The organism is Nocardia sp. NPDC055050, from assembly GCF_053608345.1.
Genome location: NZ_JBSGVG010000009.1, coordinates 193271 through 217594 on the forward strand (window position 1 = coordinate 193271; position 24324 = coordinate 217594).

Annotated in this window: 19 protein-coding genes; 4 read left to right on the plus strand and 15 right to left on the minus strand. The window is 68.8% G+C overall.

Annotated elements, in window-relative coordinates:
• Together ACWGCN_RS12330 and ACWGCN_RS12335 are read right to left on the minus strand one after the other, a co-directional pair.
• Entirely contained in the window at nucleotides 1-2598 is a 2598-nt protein-coding gene (locus ACWGCN_RS12330; RefSeq protein WP_452458077.1) for a LuxR C-terminal-related transcriptional regulator, read from the minus strand.
• Between the two features lie 145 nt (nucleotides 2599-2743).
• Nucleotides 2744-2965, minus strand: coding sequence for a hypothetical protein (locus ACWGCN_RS12335; RefSeq protein WP_378632772.1), 222 nt, complete (start codon nucleotides 2963-2965; stop codon nucleotides 2744-2746).
• Nucleotides 2966-3142: 177 nt separating this feature from the next.
• On the opposite strand from ACWGCN_RS12335, the gene ACWGCN_RS12340 reads away from it, so the two are divergent.
• Nucleotides 3143-3571 carry a hypothetical protein gene (locus tag ACWGCN_RS12340; RefSeq protein ID WP_378632770.1) on the plus strand — a complete coding sequence of 143 codons (429 nt, stop codon included), beginning with the start codon at nucleotides 3143-3145 and terminating at the stop codon, nucleotides 3569-3571.
• A 55-nt stretch (nucleotides 3572-3626) separates the two neighbouring features.
• Here the strand turns inward: ACWGCN_RS12340 and ACWGCN_RS12345 are convergent, their stop codons facing one another.
• The 6 genes from ACWGCN_RS12345 to ACWGCN_RS12370 all read right to left on the minus strand — a co-directional run bounded on the left by ACWGCN_RS12345 (nucleotide 3627) and on the right by ACWGCN_RS12370 (nucleotide 11570).
• A complete protein-coding gene (locus ACWGCN_RS12345) occupies nucleotides 3627-4079 on the minus strand; it encodes a VOC family protein (protein WP_378632767.1) in 453 nt (150 codons plus the stop codon).
• A gap of 78 nt (nucleotides 4080-4157) precedes the next feature.
• The gene (locus ACWGCN_RS12350) at nucleotides 4158-4490 is read right to left on the minus strand and encodes a TfoX/Sxy family protein (protein WP_452458076.1); all 333 of its coding nucleotides are present in this window, start codon (nucleotides 4488-4490) and stop codon (nucleotides 4158-4160) included.
• A 35-nt stretch (nucleotides 4491-4525) separates the two neighbouring features.
• On the minus strand, nucleotides 4526-5491 hold the full coding sequence (locus ACWGCN_RS12355) for an alpha/beta hydrolase (protein WP_452458075.1): 966 nt from the start codon (nucleotides 5489-5491) through the stop codon (nucleotides 4526-4528).
• A gap of 56 nt (nucleotides 5492-5547) precedes the next feature.
• Nucleotides 5548-6225 carry a DUF6875 domain-containing protein gene (locus tag ACWGCN_RS12360; RefSeq protein WP_378991291.1) on the minus strand — a complete coding sequence of 226 codons (678 nt, stop codon included), beginning with the start codon at nucleotides 6223-6225 and terminating at the stop codon, nucleotides 5548-5550.
• On the minus strand, nucleotides 6222-10526 hold the full coding sequence (locus ACWGCN_RS12365) for an amino acid adenylation domain-containing protein (RefSeq protein WP_452458074.1): 4305 nt from the start codon (nucleotides 10524-10526) through the stop codon (nucleotides 6222-6224). Before ACWGCN_RS12365 ends, ACWGCN_RS12360 begins: the two co-directional genes overlap by 4 nt.
• A gap of 99 nt (nucleotides 10527-10625) precedes the next feature.
• Nucleotides 10626-11570: an NAD-dependent epimerase gene (locus tag ACWGCN_RS12370; RefSeq protein ID WP_452458073.1), complete on the minus strand. Its 945-nt coding sequence runs from the start codon at nucleotides 11568-11570 to the stop codon at nucleotides 10626-10628.
• A 126-nt stretch (nucleotides 11571-11696) separates the two neighbouring features.
• On the opposite strand from ACWGCN_RS12370, the gene ACWGCN_RS12375 reads away from it, so the two are divergent.
• Nucleotides 11697-12656, plus strand: a complete 960-nt coding sequence (locus ACWGCN_RS12375; protein ID WP_452458072.1) for a GlxA family transcriptional regulator — start codon at nucleotides 11697-11699, stop codon at nucleotides 12654-12656.
• Here the strand turns inward: ACWGCN_RS12375 and ACWGCN_RS12380 are convergent.
• From ACWGCN_RS12380 to ACWGCN_RS12410, 7 genes are all read right to left on the minus strand, one after another.
• Nucleotides 12632-13399, minus strand: coding sequence for a hypothetical protein (locus ACWGCN_RS12380; RefSeq protein ID WP_452458071.1), 768 nt, complete (start codon nucleotides 13397-13399; stop codon nucleotides 12632-12634). The two genes, ACWGCN_RS12375 and ACWGCN_RS12380, sit on opposite strands and share 25 nt — an antisense overlap.
• Before the next feature lie 77 nt (nucleotides 13400-13476).
• On the minus strand, nucleotides 13477-14205 hold the full coding sequence (locus ACWGCN_RS12385) for a sirohydrochlorin chelatase (RefSeq protein WP_387447050.1): 729 nt from the start codon (nucleotides 14203-14205) through the stop codon (nucleotides 13477-13479).
• Nucleotides 14199-15443, minus strand: coding sequence for a uroporphyrinogen-III synthase (locus ACWGCN_RS12390; protein WP_378991282.1), 1245 nt, complete (start codon nucleotides 15441-15443; stop codon nucleotides 14199-14201). Before ACWGCN_RS12390 ends, ACWGCN_RS12385 begins: the two co-directional genes overlap by 7 nt.
• Nucleotides 15440-15820, minus strand: a complete 381-nt coding sequence (gene nirD / locus ACWGCN_RS12395) for a nitrite reductase small subunit NirD (protein ID WP_101466100.1) — start codon at nucleotides 15818-15820, stop codon at nucleotides 15440-15442. Before nirD ends, ACWGCN_RS12390 begins: the two co-directional genes overlap by 4 nt.
• Before the next feature lie 63 nt (nucleotides 15821-15883).
• Nucleotides 15884-18433 carry a nitrite reductase large subunit NirB gene (nirB, locus tag ACWGCN_RS12400; RefSeq protein ID WP_452458070.1) on the minus strand — a complete coding sequence of 850 codons (2550 nt, stop codon included), beginning with the start codon at nucleotides 18431-18433 and terminating at the stop codon, nucleotides 15884-15886.
• Nucleotides 18434-18463: 30 nt separating this feature from the next.
• Nucleotides 18464-19918, minus strand: a complete 1455-nt coding sequence (locus ACWGCN_RS12405; RefSeq protein ID WP_378991619.1) for a nitrate/nitrite transporter — start codon at nucleotides 19916-19918, stop codon at nucleotides 18464-18466.
• 254 nt (nucleotides 19919-20172) lie between these two features.
• Nucleotides 20173-21321, minus strand: coding sequence for an MFS transporter (locus tag ACWGCN_RS12410; protein ID WP_378991618.1), 1149 nt, complete (start codon nucleotides 21319-21321; stop codon nucleotides 20173-20175).
• A gap of 311 nt (nucleotides 21322-21632) precedes the next feature.
• On the opposite strand from ACWGCN_RS12410, the gene ACWGCN_RS12415 reads away from it, so the two are divergent.
• On the plus strand, nucleotides 21633-22304 hold the full coding sequence (locus tag ACWGCN_RS12415) for a FadR/GntR family transcriptional regulator (RefSeq protein WP_101466098.1): 672 nt from the start codon (nucleotides 21633-21635) through the stop codon (nucleotides 22302-22304).
• A 202-nt stretch (nucleotides 22305-22506) separates the two neighbouring features.
• A complete protein-coding gene (locus ACWGCN_RS12420; protein ID WP_378632738.1) occupies nucleotides 22507-23991 on the plus strand; it encodes an MFS transporter in 1485 nt (494 codons plus the stop codon).
• Nucleotides 23992-24324 lie beyond the last annotated feature (333 nt).

Sequence of the window (24324 nt, forward strand, 5' to 3'; positions counted from 1 at the left end):
TCAGAGCAGGCCGAGCACGCGAGCCTGGGCGATCGCTTCGGCGCGCGCGTTCACCGCGAGCTTCTGGTAGATGCCGCGCAGGTGCGTTTTGACGGTGTTCACCGAGACGCCGAGGTCGGTGGCGATATTGCCCGCGGTCATGCCAGAGGGAAGTTGGCGCAGCACCACCAGTTCGGTGTCGGTGAGCTGCGGTGCGCCCGCGGTGGCGCCGCGGTGGGCACGGATCCGGTCCACGAGCGCCGCGTACTGGCCGAAGCGCGCGCCGATCCGGGCGAGCAGTTCAGCGGCCTCCGGCACGTCGAGGAACGGGCGCGTCAGTTGTTCGGCCGCCGCCTGCGCGAGAGCCTGTTCGCAGGCATCGTCGACCTTGCGGGGACGATCGAGGCGGTCGGCGGCGACCGCGACCAGCAGCCACGCCGCGACCAGCGAGCGCGAGGAACAGCGCGGGGTGGCGAGCAGGGGTTCCAGCACCGTCAGCACGACGGCCGGGCGATGGGCGTAGAGCGCCAGTCCCGCTTCGGCGACAGCCATCTCGGGAGTCCGGCCGAGCACGCGCGTCGCGTGGTCGACCAACTGCTGCGCGTCGGCCCTGGCCTGCACGCGCAGCAGCAGCCACAGCACGTCGGTGACCAGTTCACCGGTGCCGTACAGCGTCGGCGATTCGTCGAGCAGGCGGTGCAGTTGCTTGGCGAGTGCGACCCCGGCGGCCGACCGATCCGCGGCGTCGGCGAACATCAGCACCCCGGTCATGATCGCTACCTGACGCACCGGCGCGGGCACCACGGTCTCGTCGGCCGCGACCCAGGGCAGACCCGGCAGCGGCCGCTCGAAATCCGCGCCCTGCTGGTAGGCGCCATAGGCCGCGAGCACCCTGGCCGGAGCGGCATCGGCCGAGCCTGCCAGTTCGTAGCGTTCGGCGCAGTCGATCGCCTGGACCGCCAGCGCGCGTAATTCACCGAGCCGGCCCGCCATCCCGGCCGCCCCGGCCGTCGCGGTTCTGGCACGGACCGCGACGCGACCCAGTCCGGCCTGCTCGGAGTGCACGATCGCGTGGCGCACAGACGCCGCGCCGCTGTCGATCTCGCCCCCGTAGATCTCGGCGATGCCGCAGTGCAGCGCGGCGTAGCAGTCGAGGTCGGGCTGACCGGTCACCGGCGGCAGCGGCCAGCGCATCGAGGACGAATCACCCACCAGGACAGCCACTCCCGCGCTCACAGCGCGGTCGAGAGCGGCCACCCACTCGGCGGGCACCACCGGCGCGGCCGATTCGGGGCCCACATGGGCGGCTTCGAGATAGACCTCCGCGGCGGCGATATCGCCCGACTCCACCGCGACGGCCGCGCGCAGCAGGCGAACGAAAGTGTCGTGTTCGGGGAGGTTTTCGAGGGCGGCGAGCAGGGCGTGACCCGTGCCGTCCAAGACCATGCGCAACCCCCAGTCGCGCAGGAAGGGCACCAGCCCGGGGGTGCCGGGCTCGGCCAGGACATGGCCGAGCGCGGGCCCCGGGATCGCGGCCGCGGTGAACCAGGCCGCCACCCGGCGATGACAGTCGGGCAGGCGCTCCGGCCTGGTGTACGCGGCCTCGGCGAGCAGGTAGGCGCGCAGGAGCGGATGGTAGGTGTGCCAGAGTTCGCCCGCGTGGGCGACGGTGTGCAGCGGGAAGTTCGCGCGCAGCAGTTCGTCGAGGATGCGGGCGGCGTCGTCACCGACCAGATCCTCGGCCATCGGCAGGCAGAATTGCTCGGGAACCGCGGTGGCGAGCAGGAATTCGAGCGTGGGCGCGGGCAGGGCGGCGAGCAGTTCGGCGACCAGGAAGTCGGCGACGGCGTGTGAGGGGCGGGCCAGCGCGGCGAGGGCGGTGTCGCGGTCGGTGCCGCCGGCCGACAGGCAGATCGCCGCGATGCGGACCAGCGCGGCCCAGCCACGGGTCAGGTTCTGGACCACGGCGAGTTCGGCGTCGTCGAGCCGGCACCCGTGCTGGGCGAGCAGTTGAGCGACCCGATCCGGGGACAACGCGAGTTCGGGCACTCCGATCCGGGTGAGCCTGCCCGCCAGGTCGAGGGCGTGCCACCGCAGCGGCGGGTCGAATCGGCTCGCGATCACCGCGGTGACCTGGCCGGGCAGGTGTGTGAGCAGGTATTCGAGGCCGGCGAGTTGCAGCGGGTCGGTGAGCAGGTGGGCGTTGTCGATCACCAGCACGGTCGGCTCGACGCCGGCCAGCGCGGCGACGAGGTCCACGGCGCGGTCCATCGGCGTGTGCAGCATCCCGGTCGGGACGAAATCCGCGATCGGCTCGAGTGTTCGGGCGATGTCGGCCAGCAGATCGGATCCGTGCTGTTCGGCGACGGTCGACCACGCGACCCGTGCCGAGCACCGGCGGCGCACCCAGTCGACCAGCACGACGGTTTTCCCACTGCCCGCGGGCCCGCACAGCAGCACCGTCTGCCCGGCGCCGGCCTGCGCACGATCCAGGCGCGCGAACGCCTCGTTGCATCGAACCGGGGCGAAGGACAGCTCGGGAAGACCGGCGGGCCGACCCGACACAGCTATCACCGAGCCGCCACCGTGAAAGTCCAGAGAACCCGACGACGAAGCCATCTTCACCCTCCTGAACACGCTGTTCACCGCGCGGCGGCCGACCTCCGCCGAGATCGACGGTAGGCGAATCAGCGGCTGCGCGGTTGCTGGCGAGAGGAAGTGAGGGCGCTCGTTATCAGATCGACGTCGACTCGTCGGCGGATGCTCAGTCGGGCAACTGGGACATACTCAGCAGCGTGAGGCCGAGGGTGTCGATGCGGGCCATCACGCCACGCATGGCCGTACTGTCGGCGACCAGACCGAAGAGGGTGGTGGTTCCGGTGGGCGAATGCGAGCTGGGGCGCAGCTCGGGGAAGGCCGCCAGGACACGCTCGGACAGCTCGCCCTCGATGACGAACTGATAGCGCAGCGGGCCCGACGTCGACATGGTTCCAGCGTCGCGGCCGGTCGCCGAGGGCGCCTCATCCGCTCCGGGTGAATTCGGTCGCCACCTGCGACGTCACCGGCCGAAACATTTTTAAACATGGTTATTTCAGTTTCTGGGACGCGGTGCCGCTCCGGTGGCTAATGTCGCGCTCAACATCAGCGCGAACAGGAGAACATCATGAAGATCTACCAGGCGCGGCGTGCCGGTTTCGGACTCACGGCATTCACCGCGGTGGCCGCGGCCGCCGTGCTGGCAGCACCCCAGGCATCCGCGCTCGTGCAGGGGATCGCGGTGAGCGGCAGCACGCACTACGTGGATACCGCCTACACCGTGACCGCCGATGTCACGGCCACCTCGTTCCTGTTCAAGGTGACCTTCACCGACAACGGCACCCAGATCGGCGAGCCGGTCTCGGTGGCCGACGGCAAGGCCACCATCACCTGGACGCCGAAGACCACCGGCGCGCACGAGATCAAGGCGGTGCAGGAGCTCATCAGCTCGAAGACCGTCACGATCACCGTCGCCCCGAAGCCGACCAACCCCGGCGGCGGCACGAGTACCGGGTCCGCTGATCTGGGTGGGCTGCTGTCGGGCTCGGCCGGCTAGCCCACCCGCGACGACGGCCGCCGCGAACCTCTCCCCGCGGCGGCCGTTCGCGCGTTCAGGCCTGGTCGTAGGCCTGTTGCAGGGCGGCGATGTCGAGCTTGGACATCGAGCGCAGCGCCGTGCCGACGGCGATGACGCGATCGGTCTCGCCACCCATCAACTTGGGCAGCACCGCCGGGACGACCTGCCAGGACACCCCGAAGCGGTCGGTGAGCCACCCGCACGGGCCGGGCGCGCCGCCGCCACTCGTCAACGCCTCCCAGAGCCGATCGATCTCGTCCTGGGTATCCACGATCACCTGCAGCGAGGCGGCATCACTGTGCGGGTGGCCCGGGCCGCCGTTCATCAGCGTGACGGCCTGGCCGTCGAGGTCGAGGGTGACGATGAAGGCCGAACCGTCGCCCTGGCGGGTGACCTCGACGACGCGCGAGTTCGGGACGGTCGCGGCATAGAGTTCGCCCGCCGCTTCGGCGTCGGCATCGAACCAGAGGAATGTGTTGACGGACATGATGTGCTCCTTGGGGTGAGTGGCTTGCTTCACCCACTGGTCGGAGCCGCACACCACCCTTCGACACATCCACCGAACTTATTTTCGTGGCAAGGTCTGCGCGAACCCCACTCCGCGTTCGACCCATTCCCGCAGTGCGGTGTCGTCGTCGACCGTCTCGGGGGCCACGTGCAGCCAGCCGTGCAGTTCGCGCCCGCCCATCACCATCGGCGTGATCGTCGATCCGTCGAGCAGGGCATCGCCTTCGGCCGGGGCGACCCGCACCAGCAGCCCGCCCTTGCCGCTGGCGGCCACGGCCATGTTGCCGCCGATCAGGAAGGCGAGACCGCCGAACATCTTCCGCTCGTCGAGATCGGGCCGTGGGTAGACGATCTCCCGGATCCGCTCGGCGAGTTCCTCGTCGTATGCCATCGACTCAGTGTGCGCCGAGCCACCGACAAGAAGGCTCAGATGCCGAGGGCGGCGGCGAACATCGGCCAGGAATCGTGAACGTCGTCCTGCCAGTACGGCCAGGCATGGGTGCCCCCGGCGCGGAAGCGGACGTCCGCGGGGATACCGAGCTGGGCCAGGCGTCCCGCGAGTGGGGTCGAGCAGCTGCCGACCACGGCTTCCATGGTGCCGCCGACCAGCACCCGGTCGAGCAGGACGCCGACGTTGCCCGCGATGCTCGGATCATTGAAGGCCTCGTGCGGGCCGGGGGCGCCGTTGCCCGAGGACAGGTAGATGGCGGTGCCGCGCAGGCGGTCGGCGTGCAGGGTCGGGTCGTTGGCCGCCCACGCCGGGTCGCCGGGGGCGCCCCACATGTTGGTCGCGTCGGCGCCGAACGTGGCCAGCTGGGACCGGACCAGCGTCTCGGCGAGCGGATTACTGGTCTGCGTGCACCCGCTGAAGGCGCCGACCGCGCGATACAGGCCGGGCGCCGCGATCGCCAGGTTCAAGGCCGAGGTGGCCGACATCGACAGGCCCGCGACGCCGTTGGCGCCGGTCATGCCGAAGCGATCGTTGAGCAGCGGGGGAAGTTCGTCGGTCAGGAAGGTAGACCACTTGTTGCGACCCAGCGCACCGTCGTCGCGCTGCCAGTCGGTGTACATGCTGGCGCGGCCACCGATCGGGACGATCACGTTCACCGGCTTGTCGGCGAAGAAGTCGACCACATCGGTGCGCCGCATCCACGGCCCGCCGCCCTCGCCACCGTCGACCGCGTTCAGCAGATACAGCGCGGGCGCACCGGACCCGGGATGCGACATCCAGAGGGTGATCGGGCGGTTCATCGCCGCGGAGTACACGACCACCTCGAATTGCCGGCCGCCGAGCGGGCGAACATCGAGGATCCCCGATTCCGCCGACGCCGCGGGCGAGACGACGATTCCACAGCCGAGCAGGACGAGCAGACAGCACACAAGCCGACGCATGCGACGTAGTGTGCCGCATGACCCCGCTAATGTCCGGCATTGGGCGGTTCGTGTCCCTATTGTGCGTGTTCATCCGGAAAATGCGCCCGCAGCCCGGTGATCGAGGCGGGTCCCGCGTCGGGGACGTGCATCCGGTCCGCAATCGCGGCACGGAGCTTGCGCGGGAGTCCGGGCGCGTGCCGGGCGAGGTAGGCCGAGAGCCATTGCGGTTCGCCGACGAGGAACGGGAAATCGGTGTTCATCATCGGGCGGATCACCAGCATCGGCAGCGGCGCGTGCAGCGGGCGGTAGTCGCGATTCCACAGGCCCGCCACCGGGCAGCCGGGATAGAACTGGCCGAGCATGGCGCCCGCGCGCACGATGTCGCTCTTTCGCGTGGCGTGGGCGGCGTCGATGCGGGTGGTGTCGTCGAGGTCGGGGAAGACGGTCAGGACGGCCGGGGTGTGGTCGAGGGTGCGGTAGAGGTCGAAGGCGTCGTCGACGGCCTCGGCGATCGAGCCGGTGTCGGCCAGTTCGGCGATCCACAGGGTGTGTTGTGCGGCAGCGGGTTTGACGAACGGGCAGACGGGGCCCGGCCTGCCCTGGGCGGGATCCGGTCGCATCAGGGTGCCGGCGAACCACTCCAACAACGGCGCCGTTCGAGGATGTTCGGCGGACCAGCGGACGGGGTCGTCGTAGACGCACCACCAGGTGGCGGTGGTGCGCCTGCCGGTCGTCGAGCGCAGGGTGGTCATGGTGTGGCTGTCGCGGTTTCGGCCGCACGCAGGTGGCGGTCGAGGATCGGGCCGATGTGGGCGACGACGTCGGCGTTGGTGAGCTGGGCGTGGGTGGTGTCGACCGGATGTTCGATGAGACGACCCGTGACGAAAGGACGCCACATCTGGGCGTCGAGGAAGGCGGTCATGCCCTGGGTGGCGCAGAAGTAGAGGAGGTCGCCGTCGAACCGGTCGGGGCGGTAGCCGTGTGAGAGACGAACACCGTCGGCGTAGGCCTCGTGCAGTCGGGTCAGCTGGGCAGCGGCGAGTCCGGACCCGAGAGTTGCTCCGGCGGAGGCCAATTCGGCGGCGGCTTGCTCCGCCGAGAGGTCGGGAAGGGCGTCTGCGTCGTCGGGTTCGTCGCCGAGCAGGTGGGTGAGGAGGTCGCGCATGCGGGGGCGCGGGGGTGGGTCGGCGTGATCGGGGATGACGACACTGTCGAGCATGGCGAGGGTGGCCACGTCGCGACCTCCGGCGCGCAGCCGGACGGCGGTGGCGTGGGCGAGTTGGCCGCCGAGGGACCAGCCGAGGAGGTGGAGGGGGCCGTCGGGTTGCAGGCGGGTGATCTCGGTGGCGTAGGTCCTCGCGAGGAAGTCGACGGTCAGGGCGTCGGGTCGCGCGGTCACGTGCGCACCTGATGCGGCCTGGCCCGACCGTGTTCCGGACAAGGTCGGTGCCTGCAATCCGTACACAGGACGGTCCGTGATGTGGCGTGCCAGGCCGGTGTAGCACCAGGCGAGCGGGACGGCGGAGTGGACACAGAACAGCGGTGGACGGGTTCCGCCGGTGCGCAGGGGCAGCACGGTGGCGAGGGCGTCGGCGCCCGGGTCGGCGTCGGCGCGGTAGGTCTCGATGCGGTGGGCGAGGGCGGCGACGGTCGGTGCGGTGTAGAGCCAGCGGACCGTGATCGGGGTGTCCGTCGACTGGGCCAGCTGCGCCGAAACACTCACGCCGGTCAGCGAATTGCCGCCGATCGCGAAGAAGTCGTCGTCGGCGCCGACCGTGTCGAGATGGCAGGCGGTGGCGAAAGTGGTGGCGATCAGGTGTTGGAGCGGGGTTTGCGGCGATCGGTAAGGAGTGGAGGACGGCGTGGGAAGTGCCGCGCGGTCGAGTTTGCCGTTGGCTGTCAGTGGGAGGCGGTCGAGGGTGACCAACGCGGCGGGGACCATGGCCGCGGGCAGGACCGTGCGTAAACGAGCGAGGGTTGCGGTGGCATCGAATGTGATATCCGAGGAGAACACATGTTCCGGCCCACAGCGGGCCAGGGCCGGGGCACCGTCGAAGGTGGCGTCCGGCGCCGACGGATCGGCCGAGCCGCAGACCGGGACCGAGGCACCGTCGGCTGCGGTGCCCGACGCGGAGAGATCGGCCGAGCCACGGACCGGGACGGAGGCACTGCCGGCCGCGATGTTCGGCGCGAAGGGGTGCTGCGGACCGGCGCGGACGGACGCTCGGGTCGGGACGACGTAGCCGATGAGACGGGCGGCGGGGGTGCCCGCGTCGGCGATGTCGACTGCGGCGTGGGCGATGGCAGGGTCGGCGAGCAGGGCTGCTTCGACTTCGGCCGGTTCGATGCGGCGGCCGCGGACGGCCAGCTGGGAATCGATGCGGCCGAGGAACTCGTAGCCGCCGCCGGGGCGTGGTCCGACGAGATCGCCGGTGCGGTAGACACGTTCGCCGCCGCCTCTGGGATCTGCCACGAAACGGGCCGCGGTGGTCGCGGGATCGCCGAGGTAACCCTGCGCTACGCACGGTCCACCGAGGTACAGCTCGGCCCGCGCACCGGCGGGGACAGCTCGCAGGCGTGGATCCAGGAGCAGCGCGACCACTGTCGGTAGCGGTGCGCCGATCGTCACGGGCTCCCCCGCTACCAGGGGCGCCGATTGGGTGGCCATCACCGTGGCCTCGGTGGGGCCGTAGCCGTTGTACAAGCGGACTCGGGATGCCCAGGTGGCGACCAGTTCCGGCGGACAGGTCTCGCCGCCGACGACCACCACCGTCAGACTCGGCACGTCGGCGGGGCGCAGTGTCGCCAGCACGGCGGGCGTGGTGAGCAGATGTGTGACGCGATGCTGGGCGATCAGCCCGGTCAGCTCCGCGCCCGCGACCACCGTGGGCGGTTCGATCACCAGACGCGCGCCCGCGGCGAACGCGGCGAGGAGTTCGAGCAGGTGCGCGTCGAAGGCGGGTGAATGCGCGTGCAGCACTATCGAATCCGGCGTGGTGCGGTAGCGGTCGAGTAGGTGGCCGGTCAAGGGAGCGAGGCCGCGATGCGTCACCGCGACGCCTTTGGGCGCCCCGGTTGTCCCCGAAGTATGGATCAGGTAGGCGAGGTGCGCGCAGGTCAGCCGGTCGCGACGATCCGCGTCGGTGACCGGGTCCGATCGCTGATCGGCCACGTGGGCCAGGGTTTCCGCGTCATCGAGCAGCAGCCAGGTGACCCCGGCTGAATCGCCGGATCGCCCGGGGCGAGCAGCCCGTGTCGTCAATCCCAGCACCGCACCGGATCCGGCGATGATCCGGGCGACCCGCTCACCCGGATCACCCACATCGATCGGTGTCAGGCAGGCACCGGCCGCCGCGATCGCGCGCACTGCCAGCACCGACTCGAGCGACCTCGGAATCGCGGTCAGTACCGGACTCCCCGGCGTGGCCCCGTACGCGATGAGTACCCTGGCCCACCGCGCCGCAGACTCGCCGAGCTCCCGATAGGTCATCGACCGGCCATCATCCACCACCGCGACGGTGTCTGCCCCATCGAATCCGCCGAACAGTTCCGGCAACGTCGAAGTCGTTGCCGCGCAAGCGACCCGGTGCGAGAGGGTCGGGACCGATTCCGCGACAGGCCGGAGCAGCGGTCGCTGCGCGAGGTCACCCGTGTCCTCGCTGTCGCCTAGTTTCACGGCTGCGTCCTCGGCGGGGGATCGCGAAGGGCGTGGGGTGGTGAATTCAGTGGTCAGGTCGCGGATCTGCCGGGCGGGTTCGGCGGCCAGGAAGGTGGTGAACCAGTCGAGGAACAGGCGGTGGTACCAGGACAGGGTGGCGGCGTCGTAGCGGGCCGGGTTGGCTTGGAAGTCGATCGTCGCGGTGGTGTCGTCGGGACCGAGTTGATAGCCGTTGACGAGGAGGTCTTCGACGGGGCCGAGGCTCAGCAGGTGGGCCCGGCCGTCAGCCGCACCGAGGGTCAGCGGAGCGGTGAAACCGAGGAGATTGATCACGGGGCCGAATCCGCCTCGGGCCAAGTGGGTTTCGCCACGGTCGCGTTGAATGTCCTCATAGCGGTAGCACTGGTGACGCAGGGCCCCGATCACCCGCAGGCGCACCTGATCGATCAGTTCTTCGACTGTCGCCGTACCGAGGTCGCGCAGCCGCAAGGGCACGACATTGGAGACCGACCCGGCCGAGCGTCGCAGGGCAGCGGTGGGCCGAGCGGCCACGGGCAGCGAGAGGACGATCTGATCGGAGCCCGACATTCTGGCGAGGAACGCGGCGAAGGCAGCGGCGGTCAGCTCCGGAAAGCTGGCCGCGTAACGCCGGCGCGCGGCGGCCAGCAGATTCGCGGTGCGCTCGTCGAGGCAGGCCGACACCCGGTACGGACAGGCCGACGCGGGCGCGGCGATACCGGCCATCCCGATCGGATCCGGCAGCCCCGCAGTCTCTTTCGCCCAGAACGCCCGATCCGCCACCGCGCGAGAGGAATGCCGATAGACCCGATCCGCCTCGACCAGGTCCTCGATCGACAACACCTCGGCCCGGTCGAGATCTCGTTCCCGCGAATAGTTTTCGGCAGCCAGCCGGAGCAGCGCCGCCGCACCGACACCATCGAGCACCAGATGATGACTGCGCAGGTAGAGAAAACATCGCTCGGGTCCCACCCGGTACAGCGTCGCGACAGTGATCGCGTCCGTGCACAGATCCAGCCGAGCCCGCCGATCCGCCTCCATCCGCGACAGCGCTTCGACCACCGCCGCACCATGATCCACACCGCCACCCGGCGGCCCCTTCGCAGCAGCGGTGAGATCGACCTCGGCGAGTTCGCCGAAGACGGCCGGGTCGAGGAGTTGGTGCGGTGTGCCGTCGACGAGGCGTATGCGCACATGCGGTGACTCCAGCCGCACCGCCGCCGAGCGGATCGCGGTGCGCAGGCGCGCGATGTCCAGTGGCCCACGCAGATCCAGATACAGGGCGATCGTGGCGGGCACACCGGGTGCGAGCTGATGAGCTACCCACCAGCGTAATTGCCCGGGAGACAAGGGAATCGGCACAGCTTCTGCCGCCATCACGGCATCTACCGCGCCGATACCATCCTCGCCTTGCCGCACCGGGCCTCCCGGGATTCGGAGCAACCGTTGACTGATTCCCCGGCAAACCTACGGCATCTACCCCGCGTCGGGCACGGATAGCCGTGCGGCCGCGTCGGCGGCGACCACCTCGGCGAGCACCTCGTCCAGCTTCGACGCGGTGGTGCCGAAGGTGGTCCGCAGCGCCGAATCGTCGACGACGAACTCGCGATGGGACATGTGTTTCGTCTCGAACAGTTCGGTCCAGAACGGGTCCTGCTGGGCGAATTCGGTGATCTCCGCGTCGGTGAGCACCGCGAGTTCGGGTGTCGCGACGCCGGCCAGCTCGGCGAGCCGGTTCGCGATCTCGCGCACGGTCGTGGTGATCACCGGGGCGTGCCAGGCCCTCCCCCACGATCGGTCGTCACGCGCGACCGCCACCAGCGCGGCCGCGGCATCACCGATCGCGGTGTAGGAGTGCGGGAGGTCGAGTTCCTGCGGGACCTTGGCCGGGGTGTTCGCCAGAACCGCGGCCTGGACGAACAGGGTGAAGACCGAGACAGCGGCCGCGCCGAGGAATTGGCCCGCGCGCACTTCGGTGACGCGCAGCCGGCCTGCCTCGTGCGCGGCGAGCGCATCGGCCCACATCCTGGCCCTGACCGCGCCCTTGCTGCCGGTCGCGGCGAGCGGAGTGTGCTCGGACACCACACCGTCGACCGGACCGTAGCCGTACAGGTTCCCCAGCATGACCAGGTCGGCGCCGACGGTTTCGGTGGCCGACAGGATCGAGCCGAACAGGGGCGGAACCGTTTCCGGCCAGGTGTGATACGCGGGCATCGCCATGTTGAAGACGGTGCTCGCACCGGTCGCGATCTCGATCAGAGCGGTGGTATCGAGCGCGTCGAGGGCGATCAATTCCACGTCGGGATGGGTGGGGCCGAGCCCGGTCCGGCTCACCATTCGTACGCGATCCCCGGCGTCGACCAGCGACAGCGCGGTGGCGGTGGCGGTGCCGCCATGGCCGATCAAAACATGAGTGGACATGTGAATTCCCTTTCACGACAACATATTTCGATGCGAGCGACGCGGTCGTGCCCGCGCCTTCCACGATGCCGCTCGCGAGACGGCTAAACTAGTGGCCGCACTGCCAGCTATCCCAAGGATCAGGCCATGAAGACCATTGCCGTGGTTGCTGTCCCACCGGTGAAGTCCTTCGATCTGTCGATGCCGGAAACGCTGATGGGCTCGATCACGGTCGACGGCGAGCCCGGTTATCGCGTGGTGGTCTGCACCGCCGTGCCGGGGGCGCTGCCCTCGATGTCGCCCGGCGGGTTCGACGTCGTGATCCGGCACGGGCTCGAGGTACTCGACACCGCCGACGCGGTGATCGTGCCGAGCACCGGCAGTCGCGCCGACGCGGATCCGGTGACGCTGAAGGCGCTGCGCGCGGCCGTCGACCGCGGCATCCTGGTCACCTCGATCTGCAGCGGCGCGTTCGTGCTCGCCCAAGCCGGACTGCTCGACGGGCGCACCGCGACCACGCACTGGGCACTGGCCGAGGAGCTGGCCCGCGACCATCCGCTCGTCCAGGTGCGCAGCGACGCACTGTTCATCGAGGACGGACCGGTGACCACCGCGGCAGGCGCGGCAGCCGGAATCGACCTGTGCCTGCACCTGATTCGCGCCGACTACGGCGCCACCGTGGCGAACGCCGCCGCGCGGGCCGCGGTGGTGACGCCCGTGCGGCCCGGCGGACAGGCCCAGTTCGTCGACACGCCACTACCCGCCGACGACGACCTGTCCCTCTCCGCCACCCGGACGTGGGCGCTACGACGCCTCGACACCCCGGTGTCACTGCGCGAGCTGGCCGAACACGCACGAATCAGCGTGCGCACCCTGAGCCGCCGATTCCACGAGGAGACCGGCCTCAGCCCGCAGAAATGGCTGCTGAGTCAGCGCATCCACCGCGCCAGGGAACTACTGGAATCGACGACCTTGCCGATCGAACAGGTCGCGCGGCACAGCGGCATCGGCTCGGCGGAGTCGTTGCGCCAGCACATGGTTCGCCAGGTCGGCGTCTCCCCGAGTACCTACCGCGCGAATTTTCAGTACGGCGCGATAGGCGGATAGCCGGGGTAGGGCTGGTAGCCCTGCGGCGCCGGAGCCGCGAAGAAGGGCGAGGAAGTCCGGTTCCACAGCAGGATCACCGCGGCGAGCCCGATCGCCAGGGTGACCGTGCTGAACACCAGCGCGATCCCCGCCGTCGAGGTGATAAACGCCGTCACCGTGCCTGCGGCATAGAGCAGCGCGTTGATCCCGAACAACACCGTCCCCGTGATCCGGCCCCAGTTCTTTCCCGCCCGGCAGACGAACGCCATCCACACCCACAGCCCCACAGTCACCAGCGAACTCAGGAGGGCCCCGCCGACGCTCGCGTACACCAGAAGATCGAGGTCGTCGCCCCGCAACACCCCACCCGAAGCGTCGAGCGCGGCACTGCGTGTCTCGTCGAGCATGGTGAGCGAGTAGGCCATGCCGAGCAGCGTGACCACCGCCCCCGCCAGCATCACGTAGAACGCGATCTGCACACTCTGCGGAACAACCCGAGGCCCGGCGTCCACCGGCGCACTACCCGGCCCGGGATATGGGGCACCCGGCCCATAGGGCGGCGGCGACGCGTAGGGCGGCGGCGATCCCACCGCACCCGGCACCGGGCCGTACGCCGGCGGCTGCGGAACGGCCGAGCTCGGCGGTGGCGGATAGGTGCCGGGAACCAGTGGATTCACGGGCCCACGCGCCGCCGACTCGTCCGGATACGCCGTCAGCCCGTCATCCTGCGATGAATAGCCCTGACCTGCGGACGAATCTGACATCGAGCGGTGCCCCCTTGTTGTGAAGTCGGCCCAACTCTAGTCGCAGCCGCCCGCACCGGCTGCCTGTGCGATCGGCGTCAGCGAACGCCGACCAGTTCCCTGGCCGCGCTCCGGTACCGATCGACGATCAACCGGACAACCCCCGGATGCACACCGATCGGCTCGGCCACCCCATCGGCACCGGCATCGTGCAACCGCTGATGAAACAGCCCGTGCGCCAGCAGATACGACGCGATGAACACCCGTTGCGCACCCGATTCGCGCAGCGCGGCAACGACTTCGGGCACGCGCGGCGTCCCGGTCGCCACATACGCGATCTTCACCGGCGCGTCCAGCTGCTCGGCCAGCATGCCCGCAGCCCGCCGAACATCCTGGCGCGCACGCGAATCCGAAGAACCCGCGGCCGCGAACACCACCGCGTCACCGGGCTTCCACCCGGCCGCGCGCAACCGCACCGCCATGATCCGGGTCAACGCCGGATCCGGTCCCATCGCTTCGGTCACGGCCACCGCGCAGTGCCCACTCTCGGCAACCTCACGCGGAACGTCCTGGTACACGTGATAGCCGGAGGCGAGGAACGCCGGAACAACGACAGCGGGCCCATCGAGATCCCGCAGCACCTCCGACGGCGACGGACCGAGCACGTCGACGAATGCTGTCCGCAGCGCGGTATTCGGCGCCGAGACGCCGAGTTCGGCGGCCACCGCGTCGGCCAGCGCGGCGATCATCTCCACCCCGCGCGCACTGCGAGTGCCGTGCGCGACCAGCACCAGAGCCGGATCACCCGGCTGCCCGGCGCTCACCACACCCCGATCGCTTGAGCCGGCCGGGGCGAGCGGGCGGGCGTTCCGATCCCCGCGGCGTGCGGTGCCTGAACAGCCGCGCGCACGGGCGGCGTATCGGAGCAGTCGGCCGCGTCCAGCGCCAGCCGGTACCCGCGCTTCACCACGGTCTGAATCGCCTTGGGAGTGCCCAAGCCGGCCCGCAATCGCGCGATCGCGGTCTCCACCGCATGGGTGTCGTCACCACCACCCGGCAACGCGGCCAGCAGGTCTTCGCGCGACACGACCCGACCGGGCTGACGAGCCAGCGATCGCATCAACGCCATCGGGGCGGGCGCCAGCTGGCGCACCTCACCGTCGACGACAACACATCCACCACGCACGCTGATCAGATGACCGGCGGCGTAGATGCGGCTGGCGCGACGCGGAAGTTCTTCTGCCACATGGCGAGCCAGCGCGCCCAGCCGGGCGCGACCGGGCATCGTCGTCGGCACGCCGAGTTCTTCCAGCGGGGCCGCGGTGATCGGCCCGACACAGGCGGCGAGCACCCGGCCGCGGAACGCGTGCAGCACCGACTCCAGGAGTCCGGTTTCCTTGGCGCGCATCAGCAGTGACGCCACGGCGGGCGCACTGGTGAAGGTGACGCAGTCCAGGCTGCCGGAGATGATCGATTCGATCATGTTGTCCATCGGCCCACGATCGGCCGGCGGCTCCCATCGGTACACCGGGACCGGGACCACGTCGGCGCCCGCGCAGCGCAGCACCTCACAGAAGTCGGGAACCGGCTCCCATTCGGTGGTCGCGCCGTGCAGCTGCACCGCGATACGGACGCCTTCGACGCCCTCGGCGAGCAGATGGTCGAGCACCTCGGCCGAGGACTCCGAGGCAGGCGACCATTCCTCACGCAGCTCGGCGGCGCGGATCGCGCCCTTGGCCTTGGGGCCGCGGGCCAGCATCCGGGTGGACGCGAGGGTGTCGCGCAGGACCTCGGCCAGGCCCCAGCCCTCCGCCGCTTCCATCCAGCCGCGGAAACCGATGCCGGTGGTGGCTACGGTGATCTGCGGCGGATCGGCGATCAGCAGTTCGGTGACCCGTTCGAGCTCGGTGTCATCGGCCAGCGGGATGATACGAATGGCGGGGGCGGACACCACGCTCGCGCCCTTGCGGGTGAGCAGAGTGCTGAATTCCTCGGCGCGGCGAGCCGCGGTGACGCCGATGGTGAAGCCGGCAAGGCACGGGCCACTGTCGGTGGGAGAGGTCATGGGGTCTGCACCGGCTCGTTGGAGACCGCGACGACGCCGCCGTCGAGTTGGACGGCGTACACCGGCAGGGACTGGGACTCGTCGTCGAGACAACGGCCGTCGATCAGCGAGAAGGCCTGCTTGAGCAGCGGCGACGCGACGACGGGGACACCGCCGCGATCACCGATGATGCCGCGCGACATCACCGCGGCCCGGCCGAACGGATCGATGTTGCCGACGGCGGCGAGCGTGCCGTCGGTGAGTAGGAACAGAGCCGCCTGACGGCCGCCCTTCAGCAGGACAGCCACGCCGCGCCCCGGGATCAGGAAATCGAGCCGGCAAGCCTGGGTCCAGGTCACGGTCTCAGTGGTGATGGTGGGTGTGTCGATAACGGTCATCGGTTCCTCCTCCGAACGCCTTACCTATTGGTACAGGCGCCCTGTTTCCGCAGCGTTAAGGGCTTATTTCCCGGCCGGTGCTGTGTCCGAAGCAACACCGACGGGCATGCCGGGAAGACCGAGGAGCACTGGTACCTTGCGTTCGCCGCTGTCGTCGAACGAAATCGTCGGATCGGCTTCGTCAGGGGCATTGACGAAGGAGACGAAGCGCGAAAGCTTGTTCTCGTCCTCGAGCACGGCCGCCCACTCGTCCTTGTAGCCCTCGACGTGCTTGGCCATGGCGGCCTCGAGGTCACCGGCGATGCCGAGGCTGTCGTCACAGACGACGGCCTTGAGGTAGTCGAAGCCACCCTCGAGGGCCTCCTGCCACGGCGCGGTGCGCTGCAGGCGGTCGGCGGTGCGGATGTAGAACATCAGGTAGCGGTCGATGTAGCTGATCAGGGTCTCGTCGTCGAGGTCACCGGCCAGCAGCACCGCGTGCTTGGGGGTCAGACCGCCGTTGCCGCCGACGTAGAGGTTCCAGCCGTGCTCGGTGGCGATCACGCCGACGTCCTTGCCACGGGCCTCGGCGCACTCACGCGCGCAACCCGACACGGCCAGCTTGATCTTGTGCGGCGAACGAAGGCCGCGGTAGCGCTTCTCCAGCAGCACGGCCATGCCGACCGAGTCCTGCTGGCCGTAGCGGCACCAGGTGGAACCGACGCAGCTCTTCACGGTGCGCAGCGACTTGCCGTAGGCGTGGCCGGACTCCATGCCGACGTCGACCAGGCGCTTCCAGATCAGCGGCAGCTGCTCCACGCGGGCGCCGAACAGGTCGATGCGCTGACCACCGGTGACCTTGACGTAGAGGCCGAACTCCTTGGCCACCTCGCCGATCACGATCAGCTGGTCGGCGGTCACCTCGCCACCGGGCATCCGCGGGACGACCGAGTAGGTGCCGTTCTTCTGCAGGTTGGCCAGGAAGTGGTCGTTGGTGTCCTGCAGCGCGGCCTGCTCGCCCTCGAGGATGTGCTCGCTCGAGGTCGAGGCCAGGATCGAGGCGACGGTCGGCTTGCAGATATCGCAGCCCGAGCCCTTGCCGTGCTTGGCGATCAGCTCGGAGAAGGTGCGGATGCCGGTGACGGCGACCACGTCGTAGAGCTCGGCCCGCGACTGGGTGAAGTGCTCACACAGCGACTTCGACAGCGCCACGCCGGACTGCTCGAGCAGCTTCTTGATCATCGGCACACAGCCACCGCAGGAGGTACCCGCGTTGGTGCAGCTCTTGACGGCCGGGATGTCGCAGGCGCCCTCGGCGATCGCGCCGCAGATGGCGCCCTTGCTGACGTTGTTGCAGGAGCAGATCTGGGCGTCGTCGGGCAGTGCGTCGGCACCGAGTTCGGCGCCGGCCGGGGAGATCAGCGCGGCGGCGTCGGCGGGCAGCGGGCGCCCGACCAGCGGGCGCAGGGCCGCGTACTGGCTGGCATCACCGACCAGGATGCCGCCGAGCAGGGTCTGCGCGTCGTCGGAGACGACCAGCTTGGCGTAGGTGCCCTTGGCCGCGTCGTGCAGCACGACCTCGAGGGCGCCCTCGGTGGTGCCGTGCGCGTCACCGAAGGACGCCACGTCGACGCCCATCAGCTTCAACTTGGTGGACATGTCGGCGCCGGGGAACTCGCCCGCCCCGCCCAGCAGGCGGTCGGCGACGATCTCGGCGGTGGTGTAACCGGGAGCGACCAGGCCGTAGCAGACGCCCTCGATCGCGGCGCACTCACCGATCGCGTAGACGCTCGGGTCGGAGGTCTGCAGGGTGAGGTCGGTGAGGATGCCGCCGCGGGCGCCGATCTCCAGGCCGGAGGCCTTGGCGAGGGCGTCCTGCGGGCGGACACCGGCGGAGAACACCACCAGCGAGGCCTTGATCTCGGCCTCGTCGGACAGGTGCACGGTGACCTTGTCGGCGCCCTCTTCCTCGATCGAGACGATCTTGGCGGTGCCGACACCGGTGTGCACGTTGAGGCCGATATCGGTGACGAGCTTCTCCAGGATCGCGCCACCACCGGCGTCGACCTGGGCGGGCATCAGGCGACCGTTGTATTCGATGACGTGCGGGGTCATGCCGAGCAGGCGCAGCGCGTTGGCCGCCTCCAGGCCGAGCAGACCGCCGCCGACGACCACACCGTGCGCGCCGGGACCGGCCGCTTCGGCGGCGGCGCGGATGCCGTCGAGGTCGTCGATGGTGCGGTAGACGAAGCACTCGGGCAGGTCGTGGCCGGGGACCGGCGGCACGAACGGGTAGGAACCGGTCGCCATGACCAGGGCGTCGTAGGCGATGACGTCACCGTTGGTGCTGGTGACGGTCTTGGCCGCGAGGTCGATGGACTCGCCGCGCTGGCCGAGCCGCAGGTCGACCAGGTCGTCGCCGTCGTACATGTTGCCGGGCAGGGCCAGGTCGTCGGCGTTCCAGTTGCCGACGTAGTAGGACAGGCCGACGCGGTCGTACGCGGGCAGCTTCTCCTCCGACAGGATGATGACCTGCCACTGGCCTGCCTCGTCGCGCGAACGAAGGGCTTCGACGAAACGGTGTCCGACCATGCCGTGGCCGACCACGACCGCTGTTTTACGAGTGCTGTTCATGAGAGTGACCTCCTTGGTAGTGGTCGGTTGTCAGCGAGCCGACGAATTGGCCGACGAAGCGTTGGTTTCGGCCTCGAGGACCATGTGCTCGGCCTCGACCACCACTGCGGAGTCGGAGGTGAGACGGGGACGGCGCAGGAAGACCGTCCAGGTAACGGCGGCGCAGACCACGTAGAAGGCGAGGAACACCCAGAACGCGGTGGTGGCCGAAGCGGTGCTGGCGTAGGAGCTGCGCAGCACCATGTTGATGCCGACGCCGCCGAGGGCGCCGATGGCGCCGACGAAGCCGATCAGGGCGCCGGAGGTGTTCTGCGACCAGGCCGCCTGCTCGACCCGCGAGACCGGCAGGCTCTTGGACTTGGCCTCGAACACCGACGGGATGATCTTGGTGACGGCTCCGTTGCCGAAACCGGACAGGACGAACAGGGCGATGAAGCCCGCGACCAGCAGGGTCATGGTGGCACCGGTGGCAACACCCTTGTTGCCGTCGGCCATCGTCGAGGCGGTGATCACGAGCAGCGCCGCGAGCATCATGGCGCTGAAGGTGGCGATGGTGACCTTGCTGCCACCGATCCGGTCGGCCATCTTGCCGCCGTAGGGGCGGGCCAGCGAACCGAGCAGCGGGCCGATGAAGGCGATCGACGCGGCGTGGATGGCGGCCTGAGCGGCGGTGTCGCCACCGGCCTTGAAGCTGATCTGCAGGATCTGGGCGAAGGCGAAGCTGTAACCGATGAACGAGCCGAACGTGCCGATGTAGAGGAAGGCGATCGCCCAGGACTGCGGCACCCGCAGGGCCTTGACCATGTAGGACAGGTCGGCCTTCTGGTTGGTCAGGTTGTCCATGTAGAACGCGGCGCCCACGGCGGTGACACCGACCAGGACGAGGTAGACGGCACAGATCACCGTGGCGTAGTCGCCGCCGAGGGTGACCAGCACCAGCAGGCCGAGCAGCTGGATCACCGGGACGCCGATGTTGCCGCCACCGGCGTTCATGCCCAGTGCCCAGCCCTTGAGGCGCTGCGGGTAGAAGGCGTTGATGTTGGTCATCGACGACGCGAAGTTGCCGCCACCGAAGCCGGCGAACGCGGCCACGATCAGGAACGTGGTGTACGACGTGCCGGGCTGGTTGACGAAGTACGCGGTCAGCGCCAGCGGGACGAGCAGCATGAACGCGGAGAAGATCGTCCAGTTGCGGCCGCCGAAGCGGGCGGTGGCGACGGTGTAGGGGATGCGAAGGAACGCGCCGACCAGGGTGGGCATGGCGACGAGGAAGAACTTGCCCGCCGCGTCGATGCCGTACTTGTCGGTGGGCATGAACAGCACCATCACCGACCAGATCGACCACACCGAGAATCCGATGTGCTCGGCGATCACAGACCAGATCAGGTTGCGCTTGGCGACATCCTTGCCACCGGCTTCCCAGGCCGCGACGTCCTCGGCATCCCAGTCGTCGATGTCGTGGTTCCGCTTCAGCGTGCTCAAGATTGGGCCTCCCAAAAGTGCGATGGCCCAACGGTAGGAAATGGGTATTGCCGAAATGCTGCGGGAAATGTCGCTTGAATCAACGGTTTCTCACCTTCCCCCGATCAGGGAGGTGAGATCAGCCCTTTTGTTTCCGGCATGTGTCGCAACGATTTCCGCGCGTAAGGAAGCAGCAAGAAATCATCGGAAACGCCCGTGAGGGTGTGATCTACACAGCATTACTCCGTACGCACCGGTTCGCAACTCGAACGGTGAGATCAATTCCAGCTGTCTTCGAGCATGCGCGGCTTGCAGGCTTGCCAGGCGCCCGCGAGGAGCACACCGAGGGCGACGAACAGCATGGCGAACGGGACGAGCCAGCCGCCGGTCCAGGTGTGCAGCATGCCGAACAGCAGCGGGCCGGTGCAGGCGATCGCGTACCCGACCCCCTGGGTGAAGCCGGACAGGGCCGCCGAGCCATGGGGGGTGCGGGTGCGCAGGTTGATCAGCGTCAGCGCCATCGGGAAGGTGGACGGGCCGAGACCCAGCAGCACAACCCACAGCAGGGGCGCCTGCATCGGCGCCACCAGCAGGCCGATGAAAGCGGTCGCGAACAGCACCATGCAGCCGACGACGACGGGGAACGGATTGCGCATCCGCGAGACCACGGTGGGCGCGCCCAGCGCCGGGATCAGCCCGATCAGCGCGAACAAGCCGACCATGCTGCCGCCGAAACCGGCGCTCGCGCCCGCGTCGGACAGGATCTTGGGCAGCCAGGCGAACATGGCGTAGGTGGTCAGCGAGGTCATGCCGAACATGCCCGCCATCCCCCACGCCACCGGCGAACGCCAGACTCTGCCGGTCTCGGGCGCCTCGGCGGGCAGCGCGGTGGTGTCGACCGTGTCGCGACCACGCCGATCACGCAGCACGACGAACCACGGGATCGCGGCGGCGAAACCGACCAGCGCCCACACCCCCATCGAGATCCGCCAGCCGTGCGCCTGCGCCACCGGCACGGCGATGAACGCCGGAATGACGGTGCTGAGCTGCACCATCACGATATAGAGCGAGCTGATCGCGGCCAGATGATCGCCGAAATACCGCTTCACCAGCGGCGGAATCACCACATTGCCGATGCCCATACCGAGCAGCGCCACCCCGGAGAACGCCAGCAGTCCACCGGTCCCGGTGGCGAACACCCGCACCAGCGACCCGGCGCCGGCCAGCAGCATCGCCACGAACACGGTCCGCTCGAGCCCGAACCGGCGCACGAACAGCGGCGCGATGAGCCCGGCGAGACCGAACATCGCGGTCGGCAACATGCCGAACACCCCGACGATCCCCGTGCCGTACCCGACCTCGGCGCCGATCGTCTCGGCGAGCGGACTGAACGCGGTGACAGCGGCGCGCAAGGTGAGCGCCGACATGATGATGGCCGCCAGAACGAGCAGCCGACCTTCGATCAGCGACCGCTCGGTGATCTCGGGAGACGGGTCGACGCGACCACGCCGGTCGTCCTCGAGGGTCGACCCGGCGCCGGAAGCTGGCTGGAAATCACGGAGCGGCGGCACCCGGAAATCATAGGATGACCCGATGACTACTGCCAAGCGACTGTGAGCGATCTCCCGCGAGAACACGGGAACTCGCCGGAACGGGCTGACGCACCGCCGGCCGCCCGCGCTGGTCGAGTCCGGCCTGAAGTCCCGGCGAGGCGGAACAGCCCAGTACCCTTGCTGACGTGCAACCCGTCCGGCGTACCAGCCTCATCGCCCAGGTCACCGAACAGCTTCGGGCCGAGATCCGTTCCGGCCGTTGGCCAGTGGGCCAACGGATCCCCACCGAACCAGAGCTCACCGAGCTCACCGGGACCGGCCGCAATACCGTCCGCGAAGCCGTCCAGGCGCTCGTGCACGCGGGCATGCTCGAACGCCGCCAGGGTTCGGGCACCTATGTGATCGCCACCTCCGAGGTCGGCGGCACGCTGGGCAAGTACTTCGCCGACGCGCACGAACGCGACATCCTCGAACTGCGCCAAGCTCTCGACACCACGGCGGCGGGCCTGGCCGCGCGCCGCCGCGACGACGCCGATATCGCCACTCTCCAGCGCTTGCTCGCCGAACGCAGCAACCGGAATTGGGCCGAGGCCGACCCGGTGGCCATCGCCGCCGACGTCGAATTGCACCGCGCGATCGTCGTCGCCAGCCACAACGCGGTATATCTGGAGTTCTACGATTCGCTGCTGCCGATCATCGAGCAGGTGATCCACGCGCGGACCGCGAAATCCGACGACGCGTACGACACCGAGCACGCCGAACTGGTCCAGGCCGTCATCGACGGTGACGCCGAGCGGGCCGTGCAGGCGGCCAACTGCTTCCTCGGCTCACTCATCGCCGAATATCCGGACCGCTGAGCAGCGCAGAGAGACGCTTCCTAAATCCAGGTAACCGGGCTGTCACCACCAGCGAATTCGCACGGTGAGCCCTAGTTGCCTGGAACGTCACCTGAGGCCATTGTCACGCAACAACCGGCTCCTACCTTTATCTCGACACCGCAGGGAGCATCGTCGAACACCAGACGAGCTGCTCCTATCGAGCCCGATCGAGAGGAAGCCGATGACCGCGATAGCCGCCACCGGCCATGAGACGGAAGCCCCGTCCTTCGAATACCAGAAGAAGGGCCGCTGGATCTCCCATTGGGATCCCGACAACAAGGGGTTCTGGGAATCCGGCGGCGCGAAGACCGCCAAGAAGAATCTGTACTTCTCCGTATTCGCCGAAAATCTCGGCTTCAGCATGTGGGTCATCTGGGGCTCCATCGTCACCGCGATGGGCCCGGCCGGCTTCGAGTTCCTGCAGGGTCTGGGCAAGGGCAACGCGGTCGCCGTGAGCAACGCGCTGCTGCTCACCTCGATCCCGACCTTGGTCGGCGCGGCCCTGCGCATTCCGTACACCTTCGCGGTACCGCGGTTCGGTGGGCGCGCGTTCACCGCGTTCAGCGCCGCGATGCTGTTCCTCCCCGCGCTCGGCATCCTCTACTTCGTCAACCAGCCGAGCACGCCCATGTGGGTGTTCCTGGTGCTGGCCTCCCTCGCCGGTGTCGGTGGCGGCAACTTCTCCTCGTCGATGTCGAACATCTCGTTCTTCTTCCCCGAGGGCAAGAAGGGCGCCGCGCTCGGCCTCAACGCCGCGGGCGGCAACCTCGGTGTCGCGCAGACCCAGCTGATCGTGCCGCTGCTGATCACCTTCGGCACCCACATCATGGCCAAGGACGCGGGCGGCTACCGCTTCGGCATCACCCTCGCCGTGCTGTTCTGGCTGCCGTTCATCGCGGTCGCGACCCTCGGCGCGCTGTACTTCATGGACTCGCTGGCCGAGGCCAAGTCCGACGGCAAGTCCTACAAGCTGGCGCTGACCAACCGGCACACGTGGATCATGTCGTTCCTCTACATCGGCACGTTCGGCTCGTTCATCGGCTTCTCGTTCGCCTTCCCGACACTGATCAAGGCCACCTTCCCCGACCTCGCCAAGATCGGCTGGATCACCACCCTGGGTAACCTGGCCTTCCTCGGCGCCCTGGTCGGTTCGTTCAGCCGCCCGTTCGGTGGTTGGGTCTCCGACAAGATCGGCGGCGGCGCCAAGATCACGGTGTTCGTCTTCGGCGGGATGTCGATCGCGGTGGCCTGCATCGTGGCCGCCGTCGACATGAAGAGCTTCCCGCTCTACCTGACCGCGTTCCTGGCCCTGTTCATCCTGGCCGGTATCGGCAACGGCTCCACCTACCGGATGATCCCGTCGATCTTCAACGCCACCGCCAAGAAGTACGCCTCCGAGCACGGCATGGACCTGACCGAGGCGGCCACCTCCGCCAAGCGTCAGGCCGGCGCCGCGATCGGTGTCATCGGCGCGGTCGGCGCCGCGGGTGGATTCGTCGTCCAGCAGGCCCTTCGCCTGTCCAACGTCCACCTCAAGACCATGGCCCCCGCCTTCTGGGCCTACGCCGCCGTCTTCCTCGTGATGGCCGCCGTCACCTGGTGGTGCTACCTGCGCACCTCCTTCGCCACCGACAAGGTTCCCTCCCTGGCCTACGCCAGCGTCTGATCCATCCCCACCCACCCGAAGCCACGTTCGGTCCCCTCCCGAACGTGGCTTTCGGCTGCAGCGGGCCGTCTTGCCGACGAACCGAAAGATGCTGCGCCAGTTCGCAATACACATCCTCGAGCGTTGCTCGAAACATATTACGGCTCAACCGAGGACAAGGACGCGGTCCACCGTTCACACTGAGGTGCAGTTGTACGGAGGGGCACCGATGAGAATCCGACCGCGGCAACAACTTCTGGATCTCTGGCGCGCACACCTGCGCACCTCGTTCCGCGATGACTGGTGGGTCTGGGGCGGACGTGACGGACGCAATTCGATCAGCGACGCCGAACA

What these genes read in the sequence shown, in the direction of transcription:
- ACWGCN_RS12375 (WP_452458072.1), top strand. Translation starts at nt 11,697, where the DNA reads ATGAAGACCATTGCCGTGGTTGCTGTCCCACCGGTGAAGTCCTTCGAT.
- ACWGCN_RS12335 (WP_378632772.1), bottom strand. Translation starts at nt 2,965, where the DNA reads ATGTCGACGTCGGGCCCGCTGCGCTATCAGTTCGTCATCGAGGGCGAG.
- ACWGCN_RS12410 (WP_378991618.1), bottom strand. Translation starts at nt 21,321, where the DNA reads ATGTCGGCGCTCACCTTGCGCGCCGCTGTCACCGCGTTCAGTCCGCTC.
- ACWGCN_RS12365 (WP_452458074.1), bottom strand. Translation starts at nt 10,526, where the DNA reads ATGGCGGCAGAAGCTGTGCCGATTCCCTTGTCTCCCGGGCAATTACGC.
- ACWGCN_RS12360 (WP_378991291.1), bottom strand. Translation starts at nt 6,225, where the DNA reads ATGACCACCCTGCGCTCGACGACCGGCAGGCGCACCACCGCCACCTGG.
- ACWGCN_RS12380 (WP_452458071.1), bottom strand. Translation starts at nt 13,399, where the DNA reads ATGTCAGATTCGTCCGCAGGTCAGGGCTATTCATCGCAGGATGACGGG.
- ACWGCN_RS12340 (WP_378632770.1), top strand. Translation starts at nt 3,143, where the DNA reads ATGAAGATCTACCAGGCGCGGCGTGCCGGTTTCGGACTCACGGCATTC.
- ACWGCN_RS12370 (WP_452458073.1), bottom strand. Translation starts at nt 11,570, where the DNA reads ATGTCCACTCATGTTTTGATCGGCCATGGCGGCACCGCCACCGCCACC.
- ACWGCN_RS12355 (WP_452458075.1), bottom strand. Translation starts at nt 5,491, where the DNA reads ATGCGTCGGCTTGTGTGCTGTCTGCTCGTCCTGCTCGGCTGTGGAATC.
- nirD (WP_101466100.1), bottom strand. Translation starts at nt 15,820, where the DNA reads ATGACCGTTATCGACACACCCACCATCACCACTGAGACCGTGACCTGG.
- ACWGCN_RS12390 (WP_378991282.1), bottom strand. Translation starts at nt 15,443, where the DNA reads ATGACCTCTCCCACCGACAGTGGCCCGTGCCTTGCCGGCTTCACCATC.
- nirB (WP_452458070.1), bottom strand. Translation starts at nt 18,433, where the DNA reads ATGAACAGCACTCGTAAAACAGCGGTCGTGGTCGGCCACGGCATGGTC.
- ACWGCN_RS12350 (WP_452458076.1), bottom strand. Translation starts at nt 4,490, where the DNA reads ATGGCATACGACGAGGAACTCGCCGAGCGGATCCGGGAGATCGTCTAC.
- ACWGCN_RS12420 (WP_378632738.1), top strand. Translation starts at nt 22,507, where the DNA reads ATGACCGCGATAGCCGCCACCGGCCATGAGACGGAAGCCCCGTCCTTC.
- ACWGCN_RS12330 (WP_452458077.1), bottom strand. Translation starts at nt 2,598, where the DNA reads ATGGCTTCGTCGTCGGGTTCTCTGGACTTTCACGGTGGCGGCTCGGTG.
- ACWGCN_RS12345 (WP_378632767.1), bottom strand. Translation starts at nt 4,079, where the DNA reads ATGTCCGTCAACACATTCCTCTGGTTCGATGCCGACGCCGAAGCGGCG.